At 51.7% G+C, this 21,679-nt stretch carries 22 protein-coding genes; 10 read left to right on the forward strand and 12 right to left on the reverse strand.

All coding sequences use genetic code 11. From position 1 onward, the window contains the following. Nucleotides 1-48 precede the first annotated feature (48 nt). Nucleotides 49-366: a Rieske (2Fe-2S) protein gene (locus HNQ57_RS08750; RefSeq protein WP_008247813.1), complete on the forward strand. Its 318-nt coding sequence runs from the start codon at nucleotides 49-51 to the stop codon at nucleotides 364-366. A gap of 7 nt (nucleotides 367-373) precedes the next feature. Here the strand turns inward: HNQ57_RS08750 and HNQ57_RS08755 are convergent, their stop codons facing one another. Genes HNQ57_RS08755 through HNQ57_RS08785 form a run of 7 tightly spaced genes read right to left on the reverse strand, consistent with a single transcriptional unit; the run spans nucleotide 374 to nucleotide 6,735 of the window. After that, nucleotides 374-1,288 (reverse strand): GNAT family N-acetyltransferase, encoded by a 915-nt coding sequence (locus HNQ57_RS08755; RefSeq protein WP_184462339.1) that lies wholly within the window; start codon nucleotides 1,286-1,288, stop codon nucleotides 374-376. After that, complete coding sequence (locus tag HNQ57_RS08760) at nucleotides 1,266-2,399, reverse strand: cupin domain-containing protein (protein WP_184462340.1); 1,134 nt, start codon at nucleotides 2,397-2,399, stop codon at nucleotides 1,266-1,268. Before HNQ57_RS08760 ends, HNQ57_RS08755 begins: the two co-directional genes overlap by 23 nt. A 5-nt stretch (nucleotides 2,400-2,404) precedes the next feature. Continuing rightward, on the reverse strand, nucleotides 2,405-3,769 hold the full coding sequence (gene purB / locus HNQ57_RS08765; RefSeq protein WP_008247820.1) for an adenylosuccinate lyase: 1,365 nt from the start codon (nucleotides 3,767-3,769) through the stop codon (nucleotides 2,405-2,407). 57 nt (nucleotides 3,770-3,826) lie between these two features. Next, on the reverse strand, nucleotides 3,827-4,480 hold the full coding sequence (gene hflD / locus HNQ57_RS08770) for a high frequency lysogenization protein HflD (protein WP_184462341.1): 654 nt from the start codon (nucleotides 4,478-4,480) through the stop codon (nucleotides 3,827-3,829). Beyond that, nucleotides 4,477-5,592, reverse strand: a complete 1,116-nt coding sequence (gene mnmA / locus HNQ57_RS08775) for a tRNA 2-thiouridine(34) synthase MnmA (RefSeq protein WP_184462342.1) — start codon at nucleotides 5,590-5,592, stop codon at nucleotides 4,477-4,479. The genes hflD and mnmA overlap by 4 nt, the downstream gene beginning before the upstream one ends. Continuing rightward, complete coding sequence (locus HNQ57_RS08780) at nucleotides 5,592-6,038, reverse strand: NUDIX hydrolase (RefSeq protein ID WP_008247827.1); 447 nt, start codon at nucleotides 6,036-6,038, stop codon at nucleotides 5,592-5,594. Before HNQ57_RS08780 ends, mnmA begins: the two co-directional genes overlap by 1 nt. A gap of 46 nt (nucleotides 6,039-6,084) precedes the next feature. After that, nucleotides 6,085-6,735, reverse strand: coding sequence for a pseudouridine synthase (locus HNQ57_RS08785; RefSeq protein WP_184462343.1), 651 nt, complete (start codon nucleotides 6,733-6,735; stop codon nucleotides 6,085-6,087). A gap of 152 nt (nucleotides 6,736-6,887) precedes the next feature. On the opposite strand from HNQ57_RS08785, the gene icd reads away from it, so the two are divergent. After that, nucleotides 6,888-8,144 carry an NADP-dependent isocitrate dehydrogenase gene (gene icd / locus HNQ57_RS08790; RefSeq protein ID WP_184462344.1) on the forward strand — a complete coding sequence of 419 codons (1,257 nt, stop codon included), beginning with the start codon at nucleotides 6,888-6,890 and terminating at the stop codon, nucleotides 8,142-8,144. A 50-nt stretch (nucleotides 8,145-8,194) separates the two neighbouring features. On the opposite strand, the gene cspD is transcribed toward icd, so the two are convergent. Next, a complete protein-coding gene (cspD, locus tag HNQ57_RS08795; protein ID WP_008247833.1) occupies nucleotides 8,195-8,410 on the reverse strand; it encodes a cold shock domain-containing protein CspD in 216 nt (71 codons plus the stop codon). A 213-nt stretch (nucleotides 8,411-8,623) separates the two neighbouring features. On the opposite strand from cspD, the gene clpS reads away from it, so the two are divergent. Then, nucleotides 8,624-8,953 carry an ATP-dependent Clp protease adapter ClpS gene (gene clpS / locus HNQ57_RS08800; RefSeq protein WP_184462441.1) on the forward strand — a complete coding sequence of 110 codons (330 nt, stop codon included), beginning with the start codon at nucleotides 8,624-8,626 and terminating at the stop codon, nucleotides 8,951-8,953. A gap of 31 nt (nucleotides 8,954-8,984) precedes the next feature. Then, nucleotides 8,985-11,264: an ATP-dependent Clp protease ATP-binding subunit ClpA gene (clpA, locus tag HNQ57_RS08805; protein ID WP_184462345.1), complete on the forward strand. Its 2,280-nt coding sequence runs from the start codon at nucleotides 8,985-8,987 to the stop codon at nucleotides 11,262-11,264. A 10-nt stretch (nucleotides 11,265-11,274) separates the two neighbouring features. Here the strand turns inward: clpA and infA are convergent, their stop codons facing one another. From infA to trxB, 4 genes are all read right to left on the reverse strand, one after another. Further along, the gene (infA, locus tag HNQ57_RS08810) at nucleotides 11,275-11,493 is read right to left on the reverse strand and encodes a translation initiation factor IF-1 (RefSeq protein WP_008247839.1); all 219 of its coding nucleotides are present in this window, start codon (nucleotides 11,491-11,493) and stop codon (nucleotides 11,275-11,277) included. Between the two features lie 132 nt (nucleotides 11,494-11,625). Next, nucleotides 11,626-12,330, reverse strand: coding sequence for an arginyltransferase (locus HNQ57_RS08815; protein ID WP_184462346.1), 705 nt, complete (start codon nucleotides 12,328-12,330; stop codon nucleotides 11,626-11,628). Next, entirely contained in the window at nucleotides 12,327-13,052 is a 726-nt protein-coding gene (gene aat, locus HNQ57_RS08820; protein ID WP_184462347.1) for a leucyl/phenylalanyl-tRNA--protein transferase, read from the reverse strand. The genes HNQ57_RS08815 and aat overlap by 4 nt, the downstream gene beginning before the upstream one ends. Before the next feature lie 18 nt (nucleotides 13,053-13,070). Beyond that, nucleotides 13,071-14,021, reverse strand: a complete 951-nt coding sequence (gene trxB / locus HNQ57_RS08825; RefSeq protein WP_184462348.1) for a thioredoxin-disulfide reductase — start codon at nucleotides 14,019-14,021, stop codon at nucleotides 13,071-13,073. 240 nt (nucleotides 14,022-14,261) lie between these two features. On the opposite strand from trxB, the gene HNQ57_RS08830 reads away from it, so the two are divergent. The 6 genes from HNQ57_RS08830 to cysG are packed head-to-tail and all read left to right on the forward strand — an operon-like array spanning nucleotide 14,262 to nucleotide 21,654. Beyond that, complete coding sequence (locus tag HNQ57_RS08830; protein ID WP_184462442.1) at nucleotides 14,262-16,565, forward strand: DNA translocase FtsK; 2,304 nt, start codon at nucleotides 14,262-14,264, stop codon at nucleotides 16,563-16,565. A gap of 11 nt (nucleotides 16,566-16,576) precedes the next feature. Continuing rightward, nucleotides 16,577-17,179 carry an outer membrane lipoprotein periplasmic chaperone LolA gene (gene lolA / locus HNQ57_RS08835; protein ID WP_184462349.1) on the forward strand — a complete coding sequence of 201 codons (603 nt, stop codon included), beginning with the start codon at nucleotides 16,577-16,579 and terminating at the stop codon, nucleotides 17,177-17,179. Between the two features lie 35 nt (nucleotides 17,180-17,214). Next, nucleotides 17,215-18,477, forward strand: a complete 1,263-nt coding sequence (locus tag HNQ57_RS08840; RefSeq protein WP_184462443.1) for a replication-associated recombination protein A — start codon at nucleotides 17,215-17,217, stop codon at nucleotides 18,475-18,477. Nucleotides 18,478-18,521: 44 nt separating this feature from the next. After that, on the forward strand, nucleotides 18,522-18,899 hold the full coding sequence (gene crcB / locus HNQ57_RS08845; protein WP_184462350.1) for a fluoride efflux transporter CrcB: 378 nt from the start codon (nucleotides 18,522-18,524) through the stop codon (nucleotides 18,897-18,899). Nucleotides 18,900-18,942: 43 nt separating this feature from the next. Continuing rightward, entirely contained in the window at nucleotides 18,943-20,247 is a 1,305-nt protein-coding gene (gene serS, locus HNQ57_RS08850; RefSeq protein ID WP_184462351.1) for a serine--tRNA ligase, read from the forward strand. A 3-nt stretch (nucleotides 20,248-20,250) separates the two neighbouring features. Next, nucleotides 20,251-21,654: a siroheme synthase CysG gene (gene cysG / locus HNQ57_RS08855; RefSeq protein WP_184462352.1), complete on the forward strand. Its 1,404-nt coding sequence runs from the start codon at nucleotides 20,251-20,253 to the stop codon at nucleotides 21,652-21,654. The last annotated feature ends 25 nt before the right edge of the window (nucleotides 21,655-21,679 follow it).

Below are 21,679 nucleotides of genomic sequence, written 5' to 3' on the forward strand. Positions count from 1 at the left end.
CGGCCTTGGTATGGGTTAAGCTGATGAAAATCAATCAGTAGCCTTGCAATGCGATATTACAGCCTCGAAAAATTGATCAATCTTTATGATGGTTATCGTAAGGTCTTTAAAATAGACAGCCATCACCTCATGCTGCTGCAAATCGACGGGCAGCGCTACCTCATTGAAAGTCAATGTCCCCACCGTGAGTACCCTTTGCGCAGCTCAGACGTTGAGGGCGGTGAACTGGTTTGCCCCCAACATGGCTATCGCTTTGATATTCGCAGCGGCGAATTGCTGGCGGCAAGTGAAGAACCCTGCCGCAACCTGCGCTGCTATACCTTGGCGGACAGAGACAATGAAGTGGGGGTCATGCTCGCCGAGTGAGCCTAATTCAATAAAAAGGCTTTAGTGAGCGCGGTTCTGCCGCGTGGCGCCATAGCTGGTCAAACTTCATGCGATACTGGCGTGCAATGGCTTCGTCATCTGAGGATGAAATCTGTGCTATTTCGCTTTGATGAGGATAGGTGATGAGATGGTCTTCGTCACTCACAATAAAATACTCATCGGCATTCACGGTATAGTCGATGCTAAGAGTGCGCAGTTGCAAAATATGTCGATACTGCCGGCTTAGTTCAACCAGCGGATGATGAGTCTCCCGCAGCGGGCGCTCCTCGCAAATCATGAGGAATACCTTGCTGTCTTGATGGCGGTGGGCAAACTCATAAATACAGCGAATAAATTCGGCATTTGCAAACAGCGCTGGCTCGAGGCTATGACTGAAAATACGCAGTTCCCAGCGGCCATTTTTGCATAGATCGAGTACGCCTTGCGCTGGATTGGCGCGCAGACCAAGGTCAACGTTAAAGCCGGGTGGCGCGTCCGATGTTAGTTGTAGATACATATGTTGATGGGCGATACCTGCGTCCATAAAACGAGGGCCTTTAACCCGGAAGCCTGCGGTTTCGTAAAAGGCGATGGCGTGAGTTTGGGCGCCAAGTTCTACCGCCGGATACTGGCGCTTTTCCGCTTCTTTGATAATGGCGTTGATGAGTGCTTTGCCAACGCCTTTGCCACGATAGGGCTTGAGTACCGCCATGCGGCCGATAGCACCACCGTCTAGCATTCTGGCCGTGCCAATGACTTTATCTTCTATGCGGGCGAGCCAGTGGCTGGCTAGGGAGTCAAATTCGTCGAGTTCAAGCGCTTCTGGGACACCTTGTTCGTCGACAAATACGCGGTGGCGGATTTCGGAGAGAAGTCCGGCGTGGTGTGCCCAATCGGCTTTAGCTATCGTAAGTGTCGTCATCAAAGTAGAGCGTAGCATTGCAATACAAGGCGTACAGCATTTCTTCGCTAAAATTGCGGAAATTACCTATCGATTTGCCGCATTCGATCTGACACAGCGCTCGCACATCGTCGCGATCCTGAGGTGGGCAGGCAAAGGCCACACCGTCGGCGAAGAGGTGCTGTTCATCGAAGGCCAGGCGGGCGCCTAGGCGCAGATGAAGGTCTATACCTTGGGCGCGCAGCTCTGCAAAGTCGTCGCGGCTGAGGCTGTCGTCGCGAAATTCACTCTGATCCGGCACCCGAGTCATCATTTCGCCAAACCAGCGCGCGAGCAGGGCGTCATTGTCGAGTTGTTTAAGCAATACAGCTTTTAATTGCGCGTGAACGGCAGGGGATATTTCACCAGGATTGGCGGCAGCGCTAAGCTGAGGGTCTTGATAGCGCTTGGACTCATCGCTGCGACTGGCAATTTCATCGCTGAAATCCCCAAGCAGTGCGGCTTCTGATGGCGCTCTAAAACCCACCGACAGCGTCATGCAATCGTCGCCTTCGGCCACGCCCCAGTGGGCGACGCCGGGCGGCACATAGAGAATATCACCCGCTTCGAGCAGAAACTCTTGTTCGGTCTCAAAGTGTTGTAGCAGTTTAAGCTGGGGGTGGCTGTGCAACGGGGTGTCTGGCCCGCAATGACCGCCAATTTTCCAGCGGCGCTGGCCACTGCCCTGAACGAGAAAAACATCGTATTGGTCGTAATGCGGGCCAACATTGCCGCCATCGGTGGCATAACTGACCATAATATCTTCAGTGCGCCAGCGTGGCAGGAAACGAAACATCGCCATTAAATCGGCTAATTCCGGCAGGTATTGATCTACGCCCTGAACTAATAAAGTCCAGTGAGATGTTGGCAGGGTGGCAAAATCGTCTTCTTGAAAAGGCCCGTTGCGCAATTCCCAGCCGTCTTTAGCTTCAATAATAATACGACTATCGACGTCTTCTTCGCAGGCGAGGCCCGCAAGGTCATTGCCGTCTAAGGGACATTCAAACCCGGGCAGGGCGGCCTTGATTAAGACTGCTTTGCGCTGCCAGGCGGTATCCAGAAAATGCTGGGCATCAAATCCTTGCAGCGCCATGGCGATCAGATCCGCAGTGCTTGGGCGACGGCATTGCCGATGTATTTCGCCGGTGTCAGCTCGCGCAATTCGGCTTTAGCGGACTCTGGAATCTCAAGGGTTTCAACAAACTCTTTGAGAATCTCGGCGGTAATACGTTGGCCGCGAGTGAGGGCTTTAAGCTTCTCATAGGGCTCTGCTACGGCGTAGCGGCGCATGACCGTTTGAATTGGCTCGGCGAGCACTTCCCAGCTGTCGTCGAGGTCGGCGGCGATGCGCGCCTCATTGATTTGCAGCTTGCTCAAACCTTTCATAGTGGCGGCATACGCCATGGTGCTATAGGCAATGCCGACGCCCATATTACGCAGTACGGTGGAGTCGGTAAGGTCCCGCTGCCAGCGTGAAATAGGTAGCTTCGCGGCTAAGTGGTTTAGCACCGCATTGGCTAGGCCTAAATTGCCTTCGGAGTTTTCAAAGTCGATGGGGTTTACTTTATGAGGCATGGTGGAGGAGCCCACTTCGCCTGCAATAGTGCGCTGTTTGAAGTAACCCAAGGAGATATAGCCCCAAATATCACGATCAAGGTCGATCAAAATGGTGTTAAAGCGCGCAATAGCGTCGAATAACTCAGCGATGTAATCGTGAGGCTCGATCTGGGTAGTGTAACGATTCCAGGTGATGCCAAGCTTGCTGATAAAAGCATCGGCATGGGCTTCCCAATCGATATCAGGGTAGGCAGATAGGTGGGCATTGTAGTTACCTACTGCACCATTTATTTTGCCTAGTAGCACCACATCGGCGATGGCATCGCGCTGGCGGCGCAGGCGAGCAACCACATTGGCGAACTCTTTGCCCATGGTCGTCGGGCTCGCGGTTTGGCCGTGGGTGCGGGCGAGCATGGGCACGGCGGCAAATTCGCGGGCTTGCTCGGCGAGCTTATTGATGATCGCGTCGGCGTCAGCGAGCAAAATCTCACGGCCTTCACGCAGCATCAAAGCGTGGGATAGGTTGTTTATGTCTTCTGAGGTGCAGGCAAAGTGCACAAATTCAGAGATTGCAGCCAGTTCGGCATTGCTGCTGATCGCTTCTTTAATAAAATATTCAATAGCTTTGACATCGTGGTTGGTGGTGGCTTCGATGTCTTTTACTTTTTGCGCGCCGCTTTCATTAAAACCGCTAATTAATGCTTCTAAGGCGGCATTGGCTGCTTCGCTGAGTGCGGGAACTTCTACCACGCCAGGGTTTGCCGCTAGCGCCTGGAGCCACCGCACTTCAACGATTAAGCGGTATTTGATTAGGCCAAACTCACTAAATACGGGGCGCAGTGGCGCGGTTTTACTGCCGTAACGGCCATCAACGGGAGAGACGGCGGAAAGCGCGGATAAGTCCATGTTCAATACCTTTTTGTGCGGGGCGGCTATTGCGGAAAGCGCGCAATAATACACGAGTTAACGAGGGATTTCAGTGCCAAGTAGCTGTTTAGTCTGGGCAAAAAGTCGGTTGCGCTGGAATATAAGTTTCCAGCGACTGCCGCCAGCTTGGTGCCACAAATAGCTGGCGCGAATTGATGCCAGCAGTAGACTGCGAATTCGCGCGGCATTATTCGGGTTTTGCAGCTCTTGGGCGCTGCCGGTAATTTGAATTCTGAAATTGTATTTGGAAATCGTATCTTGATAAATTGATGAAAGAGATGAGCTTAAGCTACTGATATCAATATTATTCATCTCTTTGTTTTTGGCTGCATGCTGCAGCCGGTTGCGCAGCAGCGAGGCGGTCGTATCGTCGCCCCGCAGCTTTTTGTGCAGGTGCAAAACCCCGAGGCAATAGCGCATAACCGCGCGGCGCTCACCGTAATCATTACCGCTCAATAGGTCGCGCAGGCCGCGAATGCCCACTTCAAGATTTTCGATACCGCCATAGGCCTCTTCTACCGTGGTGGCGGAGAAGGCAAAGAGGCTGTTGATTGACGCTTCCAACGCCTGGGGTTCGGCTTGGCCGGTGCGGGCGATTTGATCCACCAGTACCGTGCCCTGCACAATGGCGGCGAGGGCGAGAGTTTGCTGCCTAGCGAGTTGCTCGGGTTTGCTTAATGGGCTGTTCATAATAAATTAAACCCTGCTTCGATCACGCCACCGCCAAGGCAAATGTCGCCATCGTAAAAGACCACGGATTGGCCGGGGGTAATTGCGCGCTGGGCTTCGCTGAAATGCACTTCATAGCGACCGTCGACGGTGCGAATCTCACAATCTTGGTCTGCTTGCCGGTAGCGGGTTTTAGCCTTGCAAACGTAGGGGAATTGCGGTGCTTGGCCGGTAATCCAGTGAATTTCGCCTACCTGTAGCGCTTGTTTTAGCAGCGCTGGGTGCTGGCCGCCTTGGGCGACTAGTAAAACATTGCGGGTTAAATCCTTATCGACCACATACCAAGGCTCTTCGCCGCCGCCTTTTACACCGCCGATACCCAAGCCCTGGCGTTGGCCAATGGTGTGGTACATCAGGCCGCTGTGTTGGCCCATGTCCTCGCCATCCAAGCTCTCAATACGACCGGGCTTGGCGGGAAGGTATTGCTGTAAAAAGTCTTTGAAACGGCGCTCTCCGATAAAGCAAATGCCGGTACTGTCTTTTTTGTTGTGGGTGATCAGTCCGTTTGCTTCGGCGAGAGCACGAACTTCGGGTTTTTCAATTTCGCCAACAGGGAATAGGGTTCGGGCGAGCTGTTCGCTCCCCACGGCATGCAGGAAGTAACTTTGATCTTTGTTTGCGTCTAGGCCTTTAAGGAGCTGGCTGCGACCATCAACATCGCGACGGCGGGTGTAGTGACCGGTAGCGATATAATCCGCGCCTAAAACCAAGGCGTAATCGAGGAAGGCTTTAAACTTAATTTCGCGATTACACAGAATATCTGGGTTAGGAGTGCGTCCAGCCTTGTATTCGGCTAAAAAATGCTCAAAAACGTTATCCCAGTATTCGCTGGCGAAATTCGCGGTGTGTAAATGAATGCCCAAGGTTTTACAGACGGCGGCGGCGTCGGCCAAGTCATCTTTGGCCGTGCAGTATTCGGTGCCGTCGTCTTCGTCCCAGTTTTTCATGAACAGGCCTTCGACCTGGTAGCCTTGCTGCATTAACAGCAGGGCTGAAACCGAGGAGTCGACACCGCCGGACATACCGACGATCACTTTAATCTTGCTATTGTCTTGTTGCGTGTTCTCGTGCATCAACGCGTTCCGTAAATCATCGATAGGGGGTAGCGGTGGCCGCTGAGGTAGCGCTCTAGGCATTCCAATACCAGCGGGCTGCGTAGCATTGCTCGGCGTTCCTTTAATTCGTCATAGCTGAGCCATATGGCTTGCTCGATATCGCTGTCTAAAGCTTGTTCAGGACAAAACGCCACAGGCCGCGCAAAAAAGCTGGTGCGCTGGTAGGTTACGCCGTTGGCTGGGGCGGTGTAGAGGCCAAAGCCAACTATGCCGAGTATTTCAACCCGCCATTGGGTTTCTTCTAGCGTTTCTCGCTGCGCCGCCTCTAGCAAACTTTCGTTTTGCTCAAGATGGCCTGCTGGCTGGTTGATTACTCGTTGTCCGTTCTTGATTTCTTCAACAAAGAGAAACTTGCCGTCATTCTCAACGAGAGTAGCCACGGTAACGTGGGGCTGCCAATCCATAGAGGAGTCCAAATGCTAAAAGCGGAATTGTAACAGCTGCCACGCCTTAAGGACTACGTTTGCGCGGTTTGGCGCCAAGGGTTTTGCCCTTGGTTTTCCGAAAAGGCGGTCTTGCTGCCGATTTCTTGGGGCTGGCATAGCGTTTAAATTCATCGCCAAGGGTGATTTTGCGGTGTTCGCCGGGAGCGAGATTGTCGACGCTCCAGTCGCCGATTGCGGCGCGAACTAGACGCAGGGTGGGAAATCCCACTGCGGCGGTCATGCGCCGAACTTGACGATTGCGGCCCTCACTTATTTGCAGGCTAAGCCATGATGTGGGAATGGCTGCCCGGTACCGCACCGGGGGATCTCGTGGCCACAGTGAGGTGGGTTCGGCGATGCGTTCGGCGTGAGCGGGCAGGGTGGGTCCGTCTTTAAGCATCACCCCGCGACGCAGCTGGGCGAGGGCATCGTCACTGATTTCGCCTTCCACTTGCGCCCAATACGTTTTACGTAATTTATGCCGGGGGTGACTAATTTGGTGCTGCAGCTCACCGTCGCCGGTCAATATCATCAGGCCTTCAGAGTCATAATCTAGGCGCCCCGCTGGATAAATGGCGGGTATCCTGATGTAATCAGCTAGGGTGGCCCGGCCATCTGAGTCAGTGAATTGACTCATTACTTGAAAGGGCTTGTTGAAAATAAAAATGTCGCTCACGTTAAAATAGGCTCATTCATAGAAGAAATCTCGGTATAAAGTGTTACAATGTCGCGCTTTTTACCGAAGCTGTATTGTACCTAATACAGTTAATCTTCGTATTGTGAGCAAGTGCGAGCACAGATACTAACTGATAAACCATGGAGTCAAAAATGGGATACCAACATATCAAGGTACCTGCAGAGGGCGAGAAAATCACCGTTAATGCGGATCTTTCCCTGAACGTACCCGATCGGCCAGTAATACCTTTTATCGAAGGTGATGGCATCGGGGTCGACATTACTCCGGTGATGATCAACGTAGTTGATGCAGCCGTAGCAAAAGCCTATTCAGGCAAGAAAAAAATCAGCTGGATGGAAATTTACACTGGCGAGAAAGCCGCTGAGTTGTATGAAGGCGACTGGTTTCCCGCTGAAACGCTAGACGCAATCAAAGACTACGTAGTAGGCATTAAAGGCCCGTTAACTACGCCAGTTGGCGGCGGCTTCCGTTCATTGAACGTGGCCTTGCGTCAAGAATTGGACCTGTATGTTTGTCAGCGTCCAGTGCGTTGGTTCGAGGGTGTGCCCTCACCTGTTAAAGAGCCAGGCAAGACCAATATGGTTATCTTCCGTGAGAACTCCGAAGATATCTACGCGGGTATCGAGTGGAAGGCGGGTACGCCGGAAGCAGATAAAGTGATTGAGTTCCTCCAAGAAGAAATGGGTGTGACTAAAATCCGTTTCCCACAGGAATGCGGTATTGGTATTAAGCCAGTCTCTAAAGAAGGTACCGTACGTCTGGTTCGCAAAGCGATTCAGTACACAATTGATCAAGATTTGCCGTCACTGACCATCGTGCACAAAGGCAATATCATGAAGTTCACCGAAGGCGCTTTCAAAAACTGGGCTTACGAGCTAGCGATGGAAGAGTTCGGTGGTACCTTGATTGATGGCGGTCCATGGGTCAGCATTAAAAACCCAAATACCGGCAAAGATATCGTCATTAAAGACGTTATTGCTGACGCGATGCTTCAGCAGGTGCTGTTGCGCCCTGACGAGTACAGCGTAATTGCTACACTCAACTTAAACGGCGACTACCTGTCTGATGCATTGGCTGCGCAGGTCGGTGGTATTGGTATCGCGCCAGGTGCGAACCTGAGCGATAACATCGCACTGTTTGAAGCAACTCACGGTACTGCGCCTAAGTACACCGGCCAAGATAAAGTGAACCCCGGTTCATTGATTCTGTCTGCCGAAATGATGTTGCGTCACATGGGCTGGAACGAAGCGGCGGATTTGATTATCACCGGCATGAACGGTGCAATTCAGGCTAAGACCGTTACCTACGACTTTGAGCGTCTAATGGAAGGTGCTACCTTGCTGAAATGTTCTGAGTTCGGTGATGCAATCGTTAAGCACATGGCGTAAAAAGTCCTCGCCACCAGCCTAGGCTGGTGGCGTATTCTCTTCAGTAAGCTCTATTCGGACGTTTCGGCTGCTTTTATGTCGGTAGCGTGCAGTCCTTTTGGCCCTGGTTCAGCTTTAAACACGACGTTTTGACCTGCTTTAAGGGTCTTGTAACCGTCCATAGTAATTGCTGAGTAGTGCGCAAATATCTCATCTTCGCCGCTTTCGGAGACGATGAATCCATAACCTTTGGCGTTATTGAACCACTTTACAACACCGCTTTGCATAGCCTTTCTTCCTTAATTGTCGTTATAGTTATTCTAACGTTTACAAAAACTACCTTGTATTTGTTAATACCGCCCCCATTTTTAAAACAGTCCGGCCACGACGTCAAGTAAAGGTGTGTAAGATATGAAGTTGGTGAATTTCCCTATTGCGAAGGGTTACAGTGGTGCTAAGCTCAGGTAAAGTCAGTGAAAATGCGAATTAATATACAGAATATGGCGAATAAGTCCGACGAAGACGATCACGGCAGCGGTATAGCGGTTCAAGAGTCGAAACCAGAACTCAAGAAACCTCGTATGTACGCTGTGGTCTTGTTGAATGACGATTACACGCCAATGGAATTTGTGATCGAAGTTTTAGAAGACTTTTTTTACTTGGATCGTCAGCGCGCAACACAGATCATGCTCGCGGTTCACACTAAGGGTAAGGGTGTGTGTGGAATATTCACCAAGGACATTGCCGAGACTAAATCGGCGCTGGTGAATCAGTACGCTAGAGACAACGGTCATCCGTTACTTGCTGAGATAGAAGAGAGTGATGACTAAAACTGGTAATTGCAGAAGGCGAATATAGTCTATGTTGAGCAAAGACCTAGAAACAACATTGAGTCAGGCCTTTAAGTCGGCCCGTAGCCGTCGGCATGAATTCATGACCGTCGAACACCTGTTACTTGCACTAGCAGACAACGAGGCCGCCGTTAAGGTGCTCGTGGCTTGTGGTGCAGACTTGCTGCAACTCAAGGGCGAGTTAAAAGAATTTGTCGAGGCCACCACGCCGCGAATCCCCGAAACCGACGTTGAGCGCGACACCCAGCCAACCTTAGGTTTTCAGCGTGTGCTTCAGCGCGCAGTATTTCATGTTCAATCTTCTGGAAAACAGGAGGTGACTGGCGCGAATGTATTGGTGGCGATTTTTAGTGAGCAAGAAAGCCAAGCGGTTTATTTTTTGAAATCGCAGAGCGTCAATCGTCTCGATGTGGTGAATTATATTACTCACGGCATCTCTAAAGTGTCTGGTGCGGAAGGTATCGAGCACGACCAAAATCAAGATGCCGAAGGTGAGGGTGGTGATCCAGAGCAGAAGCCATTAGATAATTTCACCACCAACTTAAATGCCGAAGCCAAAGCCGGCCGTATCGACCCCTTAATTGGTCGCGCCGAAGAAGTGGAGCGGGTAGCGCAAATTTTGACCCGGCGTCGCAAAAACAATCCTTTGTTAGTGGGTGAGTCGGGTGTCGGTAAAACCGCGATAGCTGAAGGTTTGGCTAAGCGCATCGTCGATGGCGAAGTGCCAGACGTGTTGATTGGCAGCGTCGTTTACTCGCTTGATATGGGCGCTTTGCTGGCGGGCACGAAATACCGTGGCGATTTTGAAAAGCGCCTCAAAGGTTTGCTTGCCGATCTCAAGAAGCGCCCCGGCGCAATTCTGTTTATTGACGAAATCCACACTATTATTGGTGCAGGCGCGGCCTCTGGGGGCGTAATGGACGCGTCGAACCTCTTGAAGCCGCTGCTGAGTTCTGGACAGATGCGCTGCATAGGCTCGACCACATTCCAAGAATATCGCGGTATTTTTGACAAGGATCGCGCCCTAAGTCGCCGCTTCCAGAAGGTCGATATTAATGAGCCTTCTGTTGAAGATACTTTTTTTATTCTGAAGGGTTTGCGCTCGCGCTTTGAAAGCCATCATGAATTAAAGTACAGCGATGGTGCTTTGCGCTCGGCGGCAGAATTGTCGGCGCGCTATATAAATGATCGTTTTTTGCCCGACAAGGCAATTGACGTCATCGATGAAGCTGGCGCCTATCAGCGCCTGCAAAAGCCCGAGAACCGGATTGAGAAAATCGGTGTACCGGAAATTGAAGCGATAATCGCAAAGATTGCCCGAATTCCGCCGAAGAGTGTTTCTTCAGATGATCGCGCATCACTGGTGAAGTTAGAAGACAACCTGAAAATGGTGGTTTTTGGTCAGGACAAAGCGGTTTCCGAACTCAGTGCCTCGATCAAGCTGGCGCGAGCGGGGCTTAAGTCCCCTGAAAAGCCCATAGGCAGCTTCTTGCTGGCGGGCCCTACCGGTGTTGGTAAAACTGAGATTTGTCGTCAGCTGGCGAAGCTGTTGGGTTTAGAGTTGATTCGCTTCGATATGTCAGAATATATGGAGCGTCACACCGTCTCCCGTTTAATTGGTGCGCCTCCAGGTTATGTTGGTTTTGATCAGGGCGGATTATTGACGGACTCGGTCACCAAACACCCCCACTCGGTAGTGCTGTTAGATGAAATCGAAAAGGCTCACCCTGATCTCTTTAATCTGCTACTGCAGGTTATGGATCACGGTTCGCTGACCGATAACAATGGTCGCAAGGCGGATTTTCGCAATGTAATCTTTGTAATGACCACTAACGCTGGCGCAGAAAGCATTAGCCGTCGTTCAATTGGCTTTACTGAACAAGACAACCAGACGGATTCAACCGAAGCGATTAATCGCTTGTTCACGCCGGAGTTCCGCAACCGGCTCGATAGCATTATTGCCTTTGAGTCGCTGCAGCCCGATGTTGTGCTGACCGTAGTTGATAAATTCCTAGTGGAATTACAGGCTCAGTTGGACGACAAGAAAGTCGTCTTGCACGTAGACGATGATGCGCGGCACTGGTTGGTGGAGCACGGTTACGATAAGCACATGGGTGCCCGGCCAATGGCGCGGATTATCCAAGAGCATATTAAAAAGCCGCTGGCCGAACTGGTCTTGTTTGGCAGCCTGGAAAAATGCGGTGGAGTGGTCAATGTCAGCGTGAAAGGTGACAAGCTGGCCCTTGCTGCGGAAGCAGTTGAAGAAGAGGCGGGCCAGACCTGCGATTAGCAGGTATCTATTAGCGGCCGCGGAAAGTGATGCGGCCTTTGCTTAGGTCATAGGGGGTTAATTCCACCTTGACCTTGTCACCCGTTAGAATCCGGATGTAATGCTTGCGCATTTTGCCTGAGATATGGGCAGTGACAACGTGGCCGTTTTCTAAGCGCACGCGAAAAGTAGTGTTCGGCAAGGTGTCGATGACTTCGCCTTCCATTTCGATCTGGTCTTCTTTCGCCATTCGGCAACTATCCTCGAGAGTTTTTTAAAATTGAGTGCGATGCACTTTAGCCTTGGTGGCCGTCAAAACTGCGCGCATTTTGCCCTAATTTGATCGTGTTGGCAATTTGCAGGGGTGATTGGGCTAATATCACTACGTTAAGCGCAGCCAGCGGTCGCTCATAAGCAGTTCGATGGGCTTATAATCGGTTTTATAGCGCATTTTTTGGCAGTCGCGAATCCAGTAGCCCAGGTAAAGATAGGGCAGGGCGAGGTCGTGACAGCGCGCGATTTGCCAAAGAATACCGTAAACACCCAAGCTGCGCTGGGGGTATTCGGGGTCGTAAAACGTATAAATTGCCGATAAGCCGTCATTCAGCACATCGGTAACCGCAACGGCAACTAATGCGTCGCCCAGATAAAAATGCACATATTGTGTGTCTTCAGTGCCTAGGCCTAAGAAACTATCAAATTGGTCCTTGGATGGCGGATACATATCGCCATCACGGTGGCGGCCATTGATGTATTTTTCATAGAGCGGGTAAGCATCGGCGTTGGGTGCTGATAATATGTGGGCGACCAAGTCATTATTGCGCTTCTCAACGCGACGTTGGGTGCGTGAAGGCCTAAATAGCGTAACGGGAACACGGCTGGCGATACAGGCTTTACAGGCGTCACAGTCGGGGCGGTAGAGATGGTTGCCACTGCGTCGAAACCCACGCCGTGATAATTCGCTGTACACCGGGCCAGAAATCTTGGCCTCGGGATCAATGAAAATGGTTTTGGCTTCCCGGTCAGCAAAATAGCTGCAGGGGTGCGGGTGGGTCGCGTAAAGCTTAAGTTGTTGGGCGTCAGTCATGGGCAGCCCGGTGACGGTTTGCCGTAATACCAGTCCAAGGTCCATTTATTGGGTTTGGATTCCCTGCTGGTGTACATTTGTAGGTATTGTTTAAAGCTCGCACGATCCATTTCCTCCGCGCCCATACTGTCAAGATAATCGTTACTCACCTGACAATCAATGAGGGGGAAGTCCCATTCCTGAAGTTGGCCACAGAGATGGACAAAGGCGATTTTAGAAGCATTGGCTGCCTGGCTAAACATTGACTCGCCGTAAAACATGCGGCCAATCGCGACGCCGTACAGTCCGCCAATTAACTTATTGTCGCGCCAGACTTCGACTGAGTGTGCCCAGCCTGCGTCGTGCAGGTCTTGGTAAGCCTTGCGCATGTCATCGGTGATCCATGTGCCTGGGCGTTTCTGGCTAAGCTGGGCGCAGCCGAGTAAGACACCGGCAAAATCGCGGTCAAAGCTGACCTCAAAATCATTTCGGCGCAGGGCTTTGCGAAGGCTGCGATTAATATATACGCGTTCGGGGTGCAGCACCGCACGAGGTTGCGGCGACCACCATAATATCGGCTGAGATTCTTCATACCACGGGAAGATGCCCTGCCGATATGCATTAAGTAAGCGGGGCAGGCAGAGATCGCCGCCAACGGCCAAAAGGCCGTTGGGGTCGTCTAGAGCCGACTCAATAGGGGGGAAGCTTAGATCAGCCGGATCAAGCCAAGGTATGCCAGACATCGGCTGATTTACTCGCGTTTAGGCTAAGTCGTCGAGATAACGCTCAGCATCCAGTGCAGCCATACAGCCGAAACCGGCAGACGTTACCGCCTGACGGTAAATGTGGTCGGCGACATCGCCAGCCGCAAAGACACCTTCGATGCTAGTGCGGGTCGCGTTGCCTTCTGTGCCGCTGTGGATTTTCAGGTAGCCGTCTTTCATGTCGAGCTGACCTTGGAAAATATCCGTGTTGGGCTTGTGGCCAATGGCGATAAATACGCCGGCGACGTCAATTTCTTGACTGCCTTCACCTTTGGTGCTGTTTAAGCGCAAGCCTGTTACACCGCTGTCGTCGCCAAGGACTTCGTCCAGCTGGTGATTCCAGAGAATATTGATATTGCCGTTAGCGGCGCGCTCTAGCAGTTTGTCCTGCAAGATCTTTTCTGAGCGCAGGCTGTCGCGACGGTGAACCAGTGTGACTTCAGATGCGATGTTCGACAGGTATAGCGCTTCTTCTACTGCGGTGTTGCCGCCGCCAATAACCGCGACCTTTTTGCCACGGTAGAAAAAGCCGTCACAGGTCGCACATGCGGATACACCCTTGCCCATAAATGCATCTTCAGAAGGGAGGCCGAGGTATTGCGCTGAGGCGCCCGTCGCGATAATCAGTGCATCGCAGGTATAAGTCTTACTGCCTTTAAGCGTGAATGGCTTGTTTTTTAGATCCACAGACTCAATGTGATCAAATAGCACCTTGGTGTCGAAGCGCTCGGCGTGCTCCTGCATTCTCTGCATTAGCTCGGGGCCTTGCACGCCATTTTGGTCGCCAGGCCAGTTGTCGACGTCAGTGGTGGTCGTTAATTGGCCGCCTTGTTGAATACCGGTGATGACCACGGGGTTCAAATTGGCGCGGGCAGCATAAACCGCAGCAGTGTAACCGGCAGGGCCGGAGCCGAGGATGATCAAACGGTGGTGTTGGCTGTCGCTCATAGATTCACTGTGTTCCAAGCAGGGGGATTGAACTTAGTTCAAACCGGGATGACTGAAAATAGACGCATATCATAGGGTAATTCCATAGGCGCGGCAAAAACTGTGTGCGGCGACAAGTCTTATGACATAGTGCTAATATTGGGCCGCTTTTCGCTTTTTCAACGCCTGTCATAGGGTTTGCGTCTTTTACGTGTAAATTTAGGAAACCGTTCTCTTTTGCCAAAATCAACATCCACAGCCATGGTAGAAAACCGTGAAATTTTGAATTTGCGCTTGCGCGAGGGCTTGTTGATCGCCTTTGTTGCCGTGTGCATTTACATTTTTGTATCCCTACTCAGTTATAGCGGCAATGATCCGGGCTGGTCGCGCACCGGGAATGGCGATCGCATTGTGAATACCGGTGGTCCAGTAGGGGCCTGGTTGGCTGATGTGTTCTTTGCTTTATTTGGTTATATGGCTTACTTGTTTCCGGCAATGCTGGGTTTTAGGGCTTGGCGGCTTTTCAAGGAACGTTACCGCCCGGCGGGGTTTGATACCCTGATTTTTGTACTGCGTTTTATTGGTCTGATTTTGGTGATGATTTCCAGTACTGGCCTGGCGGCCAATGGCGATTATGGCAATAGCGGGCTACCGTTTGGCGCAGGCGGGGTATTGGGCGACGCCGTAGGCAATGCCACGATGACCTCCTTTAACGAGTTTGGTAGCCGCTTATTATTAATTGCCATATTGTTATTTGGTTTAACTGTGTTTACCGATTTATCGTGGATTCGGCTCATGGATACGCTTGGCGCTGCCACGTTGCGATTGTTTGATCGTAGCCGTGAAGCTGTGTATAGCTATAAAATGGCGCGCGAAGAGCGTCGTAAGGCGGCAGCGGCCAAGCAGCAGCGCCACGAATCAGTAGCGAAAAAGACGGAAATTCAAAAGACCCGCATACCACCCCAAATCGCACCGCCGCCAAAGCCGGTGATAAAGTCTGCAAGGCCAGATAAAGAACGCCAAAAATCCTTATTCGAAGGCCCTGTCACGGGTACTTTGCCGTCGTTAAGTCTGCTCGACAAGGCTGTTCACAATCCCGATCGCGGCTATTCGCCTGAGACCCTTGAGGCCATGTCGCGGTTGTTGGAAATTAAATTACTGGACTTTGGCGTGTCGGCAAAAGTCATCGCGGTGTTCCCCGGCCCAGTTATTACACGTTTTGAGTTAGAGCCAGACGCGGGCGTGAAAGTTAGTAAAATATCAAATTTGGTCAAGGATTTGGCGCGGTCGCTCGCCGTGGTCAGTGTTCGAGTCGTGGAGGTCATCCCAGGCAAGCCCTATGTTGGTATCGAAATTCCCAATGAAGATCGCGAGATTGTTAATTTTCACGATGTGCTGTCATCCGAAGCCTTCGACGCCTGCAAGTCGCCGTTAACGCTGGCCTTAGGGCATGACATTTCCGGTGAGCCGGTCTGTGCCGACCTCGGCAAAATGCCTCACTTATTGGTCGCGGGTACCACCGGCTCCGGTAAGTCGGTCGGTGTTAACGCTATGCTGATCAGTCTTTTGTACAAATCAACGCCGGAAGAAGTGCGTTTGATGCTGGTTGACCCCAAAATGCTAGAGTTGTCGGTCTACGACGGTATCCCCCATTTGCTTACGCCGGTTATTACCGACATGAAAGACGCGGCCAATGGTCTGCGTTGGTGTGTGGCGGAAATGGAGCGTCGCTATAAGTTAATGTCGAAAATGGGGGTTAGGAATCTCGCTGGTTTTAACCGCAAGGTTAAAGATGCGATCTTGGCCGGTGAGCCGATCAAAGACCCACTGTGGAAACCTGAGGAACACTATCAGGCAGGCCTAGAAGAAGCTCAGGCACCAGATTTAGAAGTTTTACCGTCGATTGTTGTTGTTATCGACGAATTTGCCGACATGATGATGATTGTAGGTAAAAAGGTTGAAGAGCTGATCGCGCGTATCGCTCAAAAAGCTCGCGCGGCGGGTATCCATCTTTTGCTCGCAACCCAGCGCCCCTCGGTTGATGTTATTACCGGCTTGATTAAGGCCAACGTACCAACGCGGATTGGTTTTCAGGTGTCTTCTAAAATCGATTCTCGGACCATCTTGGATCAAGGTGGCGCAGAACAGCTGCTTGGTCACGGCGATATGCTGTATTTACCACCCGGAGCGGGTATCCCCATCCGGGTACACGGCGCCTTTGTTTCTGATGAAGAAGTGCACCGTGTTGTCGCAGATTGGAAGCGCCGCGGAGAGCCCCAATATATTGATGGTTTGCTGGAAGAGGGCAGCACTACCGATGCTATGCCTGGCATGCCGCCTGAAGGTGGCGGCGGCGATGATGGTGAATCGGATGCGCTTTACGACGAAGCGGTCGCCTATGTAACCAAAAGTCGACGGGCGTCAATATCTGCAGTGCAGCGTAAATTGCGAATCGGCTATAATCGCGCCGCTCGATTAATTGAAACAATGGAGGCTGCCGGTGTCGTAACTGAGATGGCCAGTAACGGTAGTCGCGAAGTACTGGCTCCACCTCCATTTGAATAGAAGTAGAATCCATGCGCCAATTCTTAGTTTTTTTGTGTTTGTCAGTTTTTACCATGAGCGTGTTTGCCGAGGGCGATGTGGCGCAACTGCACCTGCATCTCTCTGGTGCGCAAAGCCTGAACGCGAAATTTGTTCAGCAAGTAAAAGATGTCGACGGTCAGTTGCTGCAAGAGAGCAAGGGCACTATCGCGCTAAAGCGGCCGAATAAAATTCGCTGGGAAAGCACCGAGCCCTTTCATTACCTCTTGGTCAGTAATGGTAAAACCGTGTGGCGTTACGACGCAGACCTAGAGCAGCTGAATACTGAGCCGTTTGACGCCAATTTGGCGCAAACACCTGCCATGATTATCAGTATGACTATTGATCAGCTTGCCGCGCAGTACGATGTTAGCGTCAAAAAGAATGGCAATGCCCGTGAATTTATCCTGCTGCCCAAGGAACCTGGCTCCTTTACTGAAATGGTGCTGATGTTTACCTGGGGCAAACTCACGGCAATGCGCTTGACCGACACACTTGAGCAAACCACTAAAATTGAATTTATTAATCCTAAATACAATAACCGCTTTAGCGACCGGGAGTTTGAATTCAACGAGGCCGAGGCGAAGAAGTCTTGACTGAAACAGCCAGCAAGGCGCCGCTGGCTGCGCGGATGCGACCCCAAACCCTTGACCACTACCTGGGTCAAGATCATCTGCTAGCGCCGGATAAGCCGCTTCGACGCGCCTTAGACTCCGGTCAGCTGCACTCCATGATCTTCTGGGGGCCACCAGGGGTGGGTAAAACCACCTTGGCGCAACTCATTGCCCAGCTCTGCGACGCACACTTTATTAGTATTTCCGCTGTTTTAGCCGGAGTGAAAGATATTCGCGCGGCGGTTGATGACGCAAAGCAGCAGCAGTTTTTCCAGCGACGCACCATCTTGTTTATCGATGAAGTCCACCGCTTTAATAAGTCTCAACAAGATGCATTTTTGCCTTTTGTTGAAGATGGTACGATCATTTTTGTTGGCGCGACCACTGAAAACCCGTCCTTTGAAATCAATAATGCCTTGCTATCCAGAGCGCGGGTTTATCAATTAAACCCGCTCAGCGATGCCGCGATTGTGGATATTGTCACCCACGCGGCCGGCTGCGAAGGCTGGCAACTTGCCCCAGATCAAATTGAACGCATTGCTCGCCACGCTGACGGTGATGGTCGCCGGGCGCTGAATGTCCTTGAGATTGCGGGCGACATGCTGGGGCGCAATAGCAACAGCACGGAATTAACTGCGGGCATCATCGACCAGGTGCTGAGTGGTCAGCCCCGGCGTTTTGATAAGGGCGGTGATTTGTTTTACGAACAGATTTCCGCATTGCACAAATCGGTGCGAGGCAGCTCGGTAGACGGCGCCCTGTATTGGTTTGCGCGTATGCTTGATGGCGGTTGTGAGCCTTTATATGTCGCCCGGCGTTTAGTGCGTATGGCCAGTGAAGATATTGGCAATGCGGATCCTAGGGCATTGCGGTTATGCTTAGATGCATGGGAAACCCAAGAGCGGCTTGGCAGCCCAGAAGGGGAATTGGCCATGGCGCAGGCGGTGTGTTATCTCGCAGCCGCACCTAAAAGCAACGCGGTTTATACCGCTTATAATGCGGTCCGCAAAGAAATTGCGGCGTCGCCGAGTTATGACGTGCCCATGCATTTGCGCAATGCGCCCACGGGTATGATGAAGGAACAGGGCTTTGGTGGCGGCTACCGCTATGCCCACGACGAACCTGATGCCTATGCTGCTGGGGAAAATTACCTGCCCGAGGAGATAAAAGACCGCGTTTACTATCAACCAGTAAATCGGGGTCTTGAGAAAAAAATCGGCGAAAAGCTCCGATATTTGCAAGAGCTTGATGATAGTGCCCGCGACAAGCGCTATCGTTGATTTGAATGGGGTAGAATAGCGAGCCAGTCTGGAGACCTTCACACGTGCAAATATATCTGCTAATTGCCCTCGGCGGCGCTACTGGTGCGCTTAGCCGCTTTGGGGTCGGGCGAATTGTTAGCCATTATTTGGCTCAGGCCTACTGGCCGTTGGGGACGTTTGCGGTCAATTTTATTGGCTCTTTTGTAATCGGCGCGGTTTATGTGCTGATCACGGAAAAATCGGCACTGCATGCCGATTGGCGCTATGTCTTAATGGTAGGTTTTTTAGGCGCGTTTACGACCTTCTCGACCTTCTCGCTGGAGTCGGTGGCGCTTTTGGAGGCGGGAAAAGTGCTTATAGCACTTGCCTATATGCTTAGCACGGTCATCAGTTGCGTGGTGGCATGTTGGCTGGGAATTGTTTTTTTACGTTCTATTTGATTTATATTAATGAATAAATACAGATGCTTGGAGATTTATTTTAATGTTAGATATTAAGCAGGTTCGGCAGGACTCAAAGGCCATCGCCGAGGCGCTGAATAAAAAGTACTTCACATTTGATGCGGTGCAGTTTGAAGCCCTCGATGCCAGCCGGAAACAGGCCGATATCAATAGCCAAAACTTGCTGGCCGAGCGTAAAAAAGCCTCCAAGCAAATCGGCGAACTCATTAAAACTGGCTTGAGCATCGACGAAGCCAAAGCCCAAGTTAACGAAACCTTGGCCAAAATAGAGTCGGAACTGGAAGCGCTAAAGCAACAAGCCAAAGACGCCAATGAGGCGCTAGATCAACTATTAATGGCAGTGCCAAACCTACCGGCAAATGACGTGCCTGAAGGGAAAGACGAGAGCTGCAATATTGAGGTTTTACGCTGGGGCAGTCCTCGGGATTTCGATTTTGAGGTTAAAGACCACGTCGATGTGGGCGAAAATCTTGGTGGTCTCGACTTTGATACCGCGGCCAAGATCACTGGTAGTCGTTTTTCCGTTATGCGCGGCGGCCTTGCCAGAATGCACCGCGCGTTAATTCAATTGATGCTAGACACCCATACTCGTGCACACGGCTATAAAGAGGTGTATGTGCCTTATCTGGTCAACGCCGAGTCACTGCGTGGCACCGGTCAGTTGCCTAAATTTGAAGCTGATTTATTTAAATTGCAGGGCGATTCTGAGTATTACTTGATTCCGACGGCCGAAGTGCCGGTCACCAATATGTTTCGTGACGCAATTGTCGAAGCCAGTGAACTTGATAAAGGCTTGCGCTTTACCTGCCACACACCCTGTTTTAGGAGTGAGGCGGGCAGTTATGGCCGCGATACTCGAGGCATGATTCGTCAGCATCAGTTTGAAAAAGTCGAGTTGGTGCAGTTTGTGCGTCCAGATCAGTCAGACGAGGCCTTGGAAACATTAACCGGCCACGCCGAAGCTATTTTGCAATTATTAGAACTGCCGTACCGCAAAGTTATTTTGTGTGGTGGTGACTTAGGTTTTTCTGCGCGGAAAACCTATGACTTAGAAGTGTGGCTGCCGGGGCAGAGTGCTTACCGAGAGATTTCGTCTTGCAGCAATTTTGGCGATTTCCAAGCCCGCAGAATGCTGGCGCGCTGGCGCAATCCGGAAACCGGTAAGCCTGAATTACTTCATACCTTAAACGGTTCTGGTTTGGCTGTGGGGCGCACCCTGGTTGCTATCTTGGAGAATTATCAGCAGGCCGACGGCTCATTGCTAGTACCACAAGCGCTGCGTGGTTATATGGGCGGACTCGAAAGCCTGCAAGCTGGAGACTGCTAAGCCATGGATTTTTTGCCGCTGTTCACCGATCTGCGTAACAAGCCCTGTTTATTGGTGGGCGGAGGGCAGGTCGCACTCCGCAAAGCGCGACTACTGTGTAAGTCAGGTGCGCAATTACGGCTTGTTGCCCATGATATTTTGCCCGAGCTGTCGACCCTGTGCATGAACTCCGGGGGCGAATGTATTCGCGGCGATTACGGCGATCATCTCTTGGATGAGGTGTTTCTTGTCATCGCGGCAACGGATGATGAGGCCTTAAACAAGCAAGTCTCAGCGGCCTGCCACGCTCGCCAGATTCCGGTGAATGTGGTCGACAATCCGGAGCTTTGCAGTGTGATATTGCCAGCGATTATAGATCGCTCACCACTGGTGATTGCGGTGAGCAGTGGTGGCAAGAGCCCGGTATTAGCGAGGATGATGCGGTCGCGTCTAGAAGCGAGCATTCCGGCGTCCTTTGGGCGTTTGGCGCAGCTCGTGGGCAGTTTTCGTGATGCCGTGAAAGCCCGCTTTGACGACATTGAAGAACGTCGGCATTTTTGGGAGCAAACGCTTCAGGGGCCAATCGCCGAAATGGTGTTTGCGGGCAAGGACAAGGTTGCTGCAGAGATGCTCAGTAAGGCCATTGATAAAGCAGAGGTCTCGGCGGGCGGTGAAGTGTATTTAATTGGCGCGGGTCCCGGTGACCCAGATTTAATGACTTTTAAAGCGCTGCGCCTGTTGCAACGGGCAGATGTGGTGCTCTATGACCGCTTGGTTGCCCCGGCAATAGTGGATATGTGCCGTAAAGACGCTGAGCGGGTATATGTGGGTAAAGCGAGAGCCGATCACGCCGTTCCCCAGCAAGATATAAACAAACTCCTGGTTAAATACGCCAAAGAGGGTAAAAAAGTTGCGCGCTTGAAGGGGGGCGACCCGTTTATTTTCGGCCGTGGCGGCGAAGAGATAGAAGAACTTGCCGAGGAAAAAATTCCTTTTCAGGTGGTGCCGGGGATTACCGCCGCCTCTGGCTGCGCGAGTTATTCCGGTATTCCACTTACGCACCGTGATTACGCTCAGTCGGTGCGTTTTGTGACCGGACATTTAAAAGACCACAGCTTGAATTTACCGTGGGCAGAACTCGTTCACCCGACGCAAACCGTGGTGTTTTACATGGGCTTGGTGGGTTTGCCGAGTATTTGCGCGCAGCTGATTGCCCACGGTCGCGGTGGTGACACGCCAATCGCCGTTATTCAGCAGGGCACGACGCCCCAGCAAAAGGTGGTGGTGGCCACCTTGGCGACCATGATTGAACGCCTCGCTAAGGAGCCTGTGCAAGCACCAACCCTCATTATTGTCGGTGAGGTGGTGAAACTCCGTGAAAAGCTCGCCTGGTATGAACATTACGATCTCGCCAATGGCGCGGTGTAACATCACTGCGGCAATCGACTCTCAT

This window comes from Zhongshania antarctica (assembly GCF_014202945.1).
Classification (GTDB): Bacteria; Pseudomonadota; Gammaproteobacteria; order Pseudomonadales; family Spongiibacteraceae; genus Spongiibacter; species Spongiibacter antarcticus.

What these genes read in the sequence shown, in the direction of transcription:
- HNQ57_RS08750 (WP_008247813.1), top strand. Translation starts at nt 49, where the DNA reads ATGCGATATTACAGCCTCGAAAAATTGATCAATCTTTATGATGGTTAT.
- HNQ57_RS08755 (WP_184462339.1), bottom strand. Translation starts at nt 1,288, where the DNA reads ATGACGACACTTACGATAGCTAAAGCCGATTGGGCACACCACGCCGGA.
- HNQ57_RS08760 (WP_184462340.1), bottom strand. Translation starts at nt 2,399, where the DNA reads ATGGCGCTGCAAGGATTTGATGCCCAGCATTTTCTGGATACCGCCTGG.
- purB (WP_008247820.1), bottom strand. Translation starts at nt 3,769, where the DNA reads ATGGACTTATCCGCGCTTTCCGCCGTCTCTCCCGTTGATGGCCGTTAC.
- hflD (WP_184462341.1), bottom strand. Translation starts at nt 4,480, where the DNA reads ATGAACAGCCCATTAAGCAAACCCGAGCAACTCGCTAGGCAGCAAACT.
- mnmA (WP_184462342.1), bottom strand. Translation starts at nt 5,592, where the DNA reads ATGCACGAGAACACGCAACAAGACAATAGCAAGATTAAAGTGATCGTC.
- HNQ57_RS08780 (WP_008247827.1), bottom strand. Translation starts at nt 6,038, where the DNA reads ATGGATTGGCAGCCCCACGTTACCGTGGCTACTCTCGTTGAGAATGAC.
- icd (WP_184462344.1), top strand. Translation starts at nt 6,888, where the DNA reads ATGGGATACCAACATATCAAGGTACCTGCAGAGGGCGAGAAAATCACC.
- cspD (WP_008247833.1), bottom strand. Translation starts at nt 8,410, where the DNA reads ATGCAAAGCGGTGTTGTAAAGTGGTTCAATAACGCCAAAGGTTATGGA.
- clpS (WP_184462441.1), top strand. Translation starts at nt 8,624, where the DNA reads ATGGCGAATAAGTCCGACGAAGACGATCACGGCAGCGGTATAGCGGTT.
- clpA (WP_184462345.1), top strand. Translation starts at nt 8,985, where the DNA reads ATGTTGAGCAAAGACCTAGAAACAACATTGAGTCAGGCCTTTAAGTCG.
- infA (WP_008247839.1), bottom strand. Translation starts at nt 11,493, where the DNA reads ATGGCGAAAGAAGACCAGATCGAAATGGAAGGCGAAGTCATCGACACC.
- HNQ57_RS08815 (WP_184462346.1), bottom strand. Translation starts at nt 12,330, where the DNA reads ATGACTGACGCCCAACAACTTAAGCTTTACGCGACCCACCCGCACCCC.
- aat (WP_184462347.1), bottom strand. Translation starts at nt 13,052, where the DNA reads ATGTCTGGCATACCTTGGCTTGATCCGGCTGATCTAAGCTTCCCCCCT.
- trxB (WP_184462348.1), bottom strand. Translation starts at nt 14,021, where the DNA reads ATGAGCGACAGCCAACACCACCGTTTGATCATCCTCGGCTCCGGCCCT.
- HNQ57_RS08830 (WP_184462442.1), top strand. Translation starts at nt 14,262, where the DNA reads ATGGTAGAAAACCGTGAAATTTTGAATTTGCGCTTGCGCGAGGGCTTG.
- lolA (WP_184462349.1), top strand. Translation starts at nt 16,577, where the DNA reads ATGCGCCAATTCTTAGTTTTTTTGTGTTTGTCAGTTTTTACCATGAGC.
- HNQ57_RS08840 (WP_184462443.1), top strand. Translation starts at nt 17,215, where the DNA reads ATGCGACCCCAAACCCTTGACCACTACCTGGGTCAAGATCATCTGCTA.
- serS (WP_184462351.1), top strand. Translation starts at nt 18,943, where the DNA reads ATGTTAGATATTAAGCAGGTTCGGCAGGACTCAAAGGCCATCGCCGAG.
- cysG (WP_184462352.1), top strand. Translation starts at nt 20,251, where the DNA reads ATGGATTTTTTGCCGCTGTTCACCGATCTGCGTAACAAGCCCTGTTTA.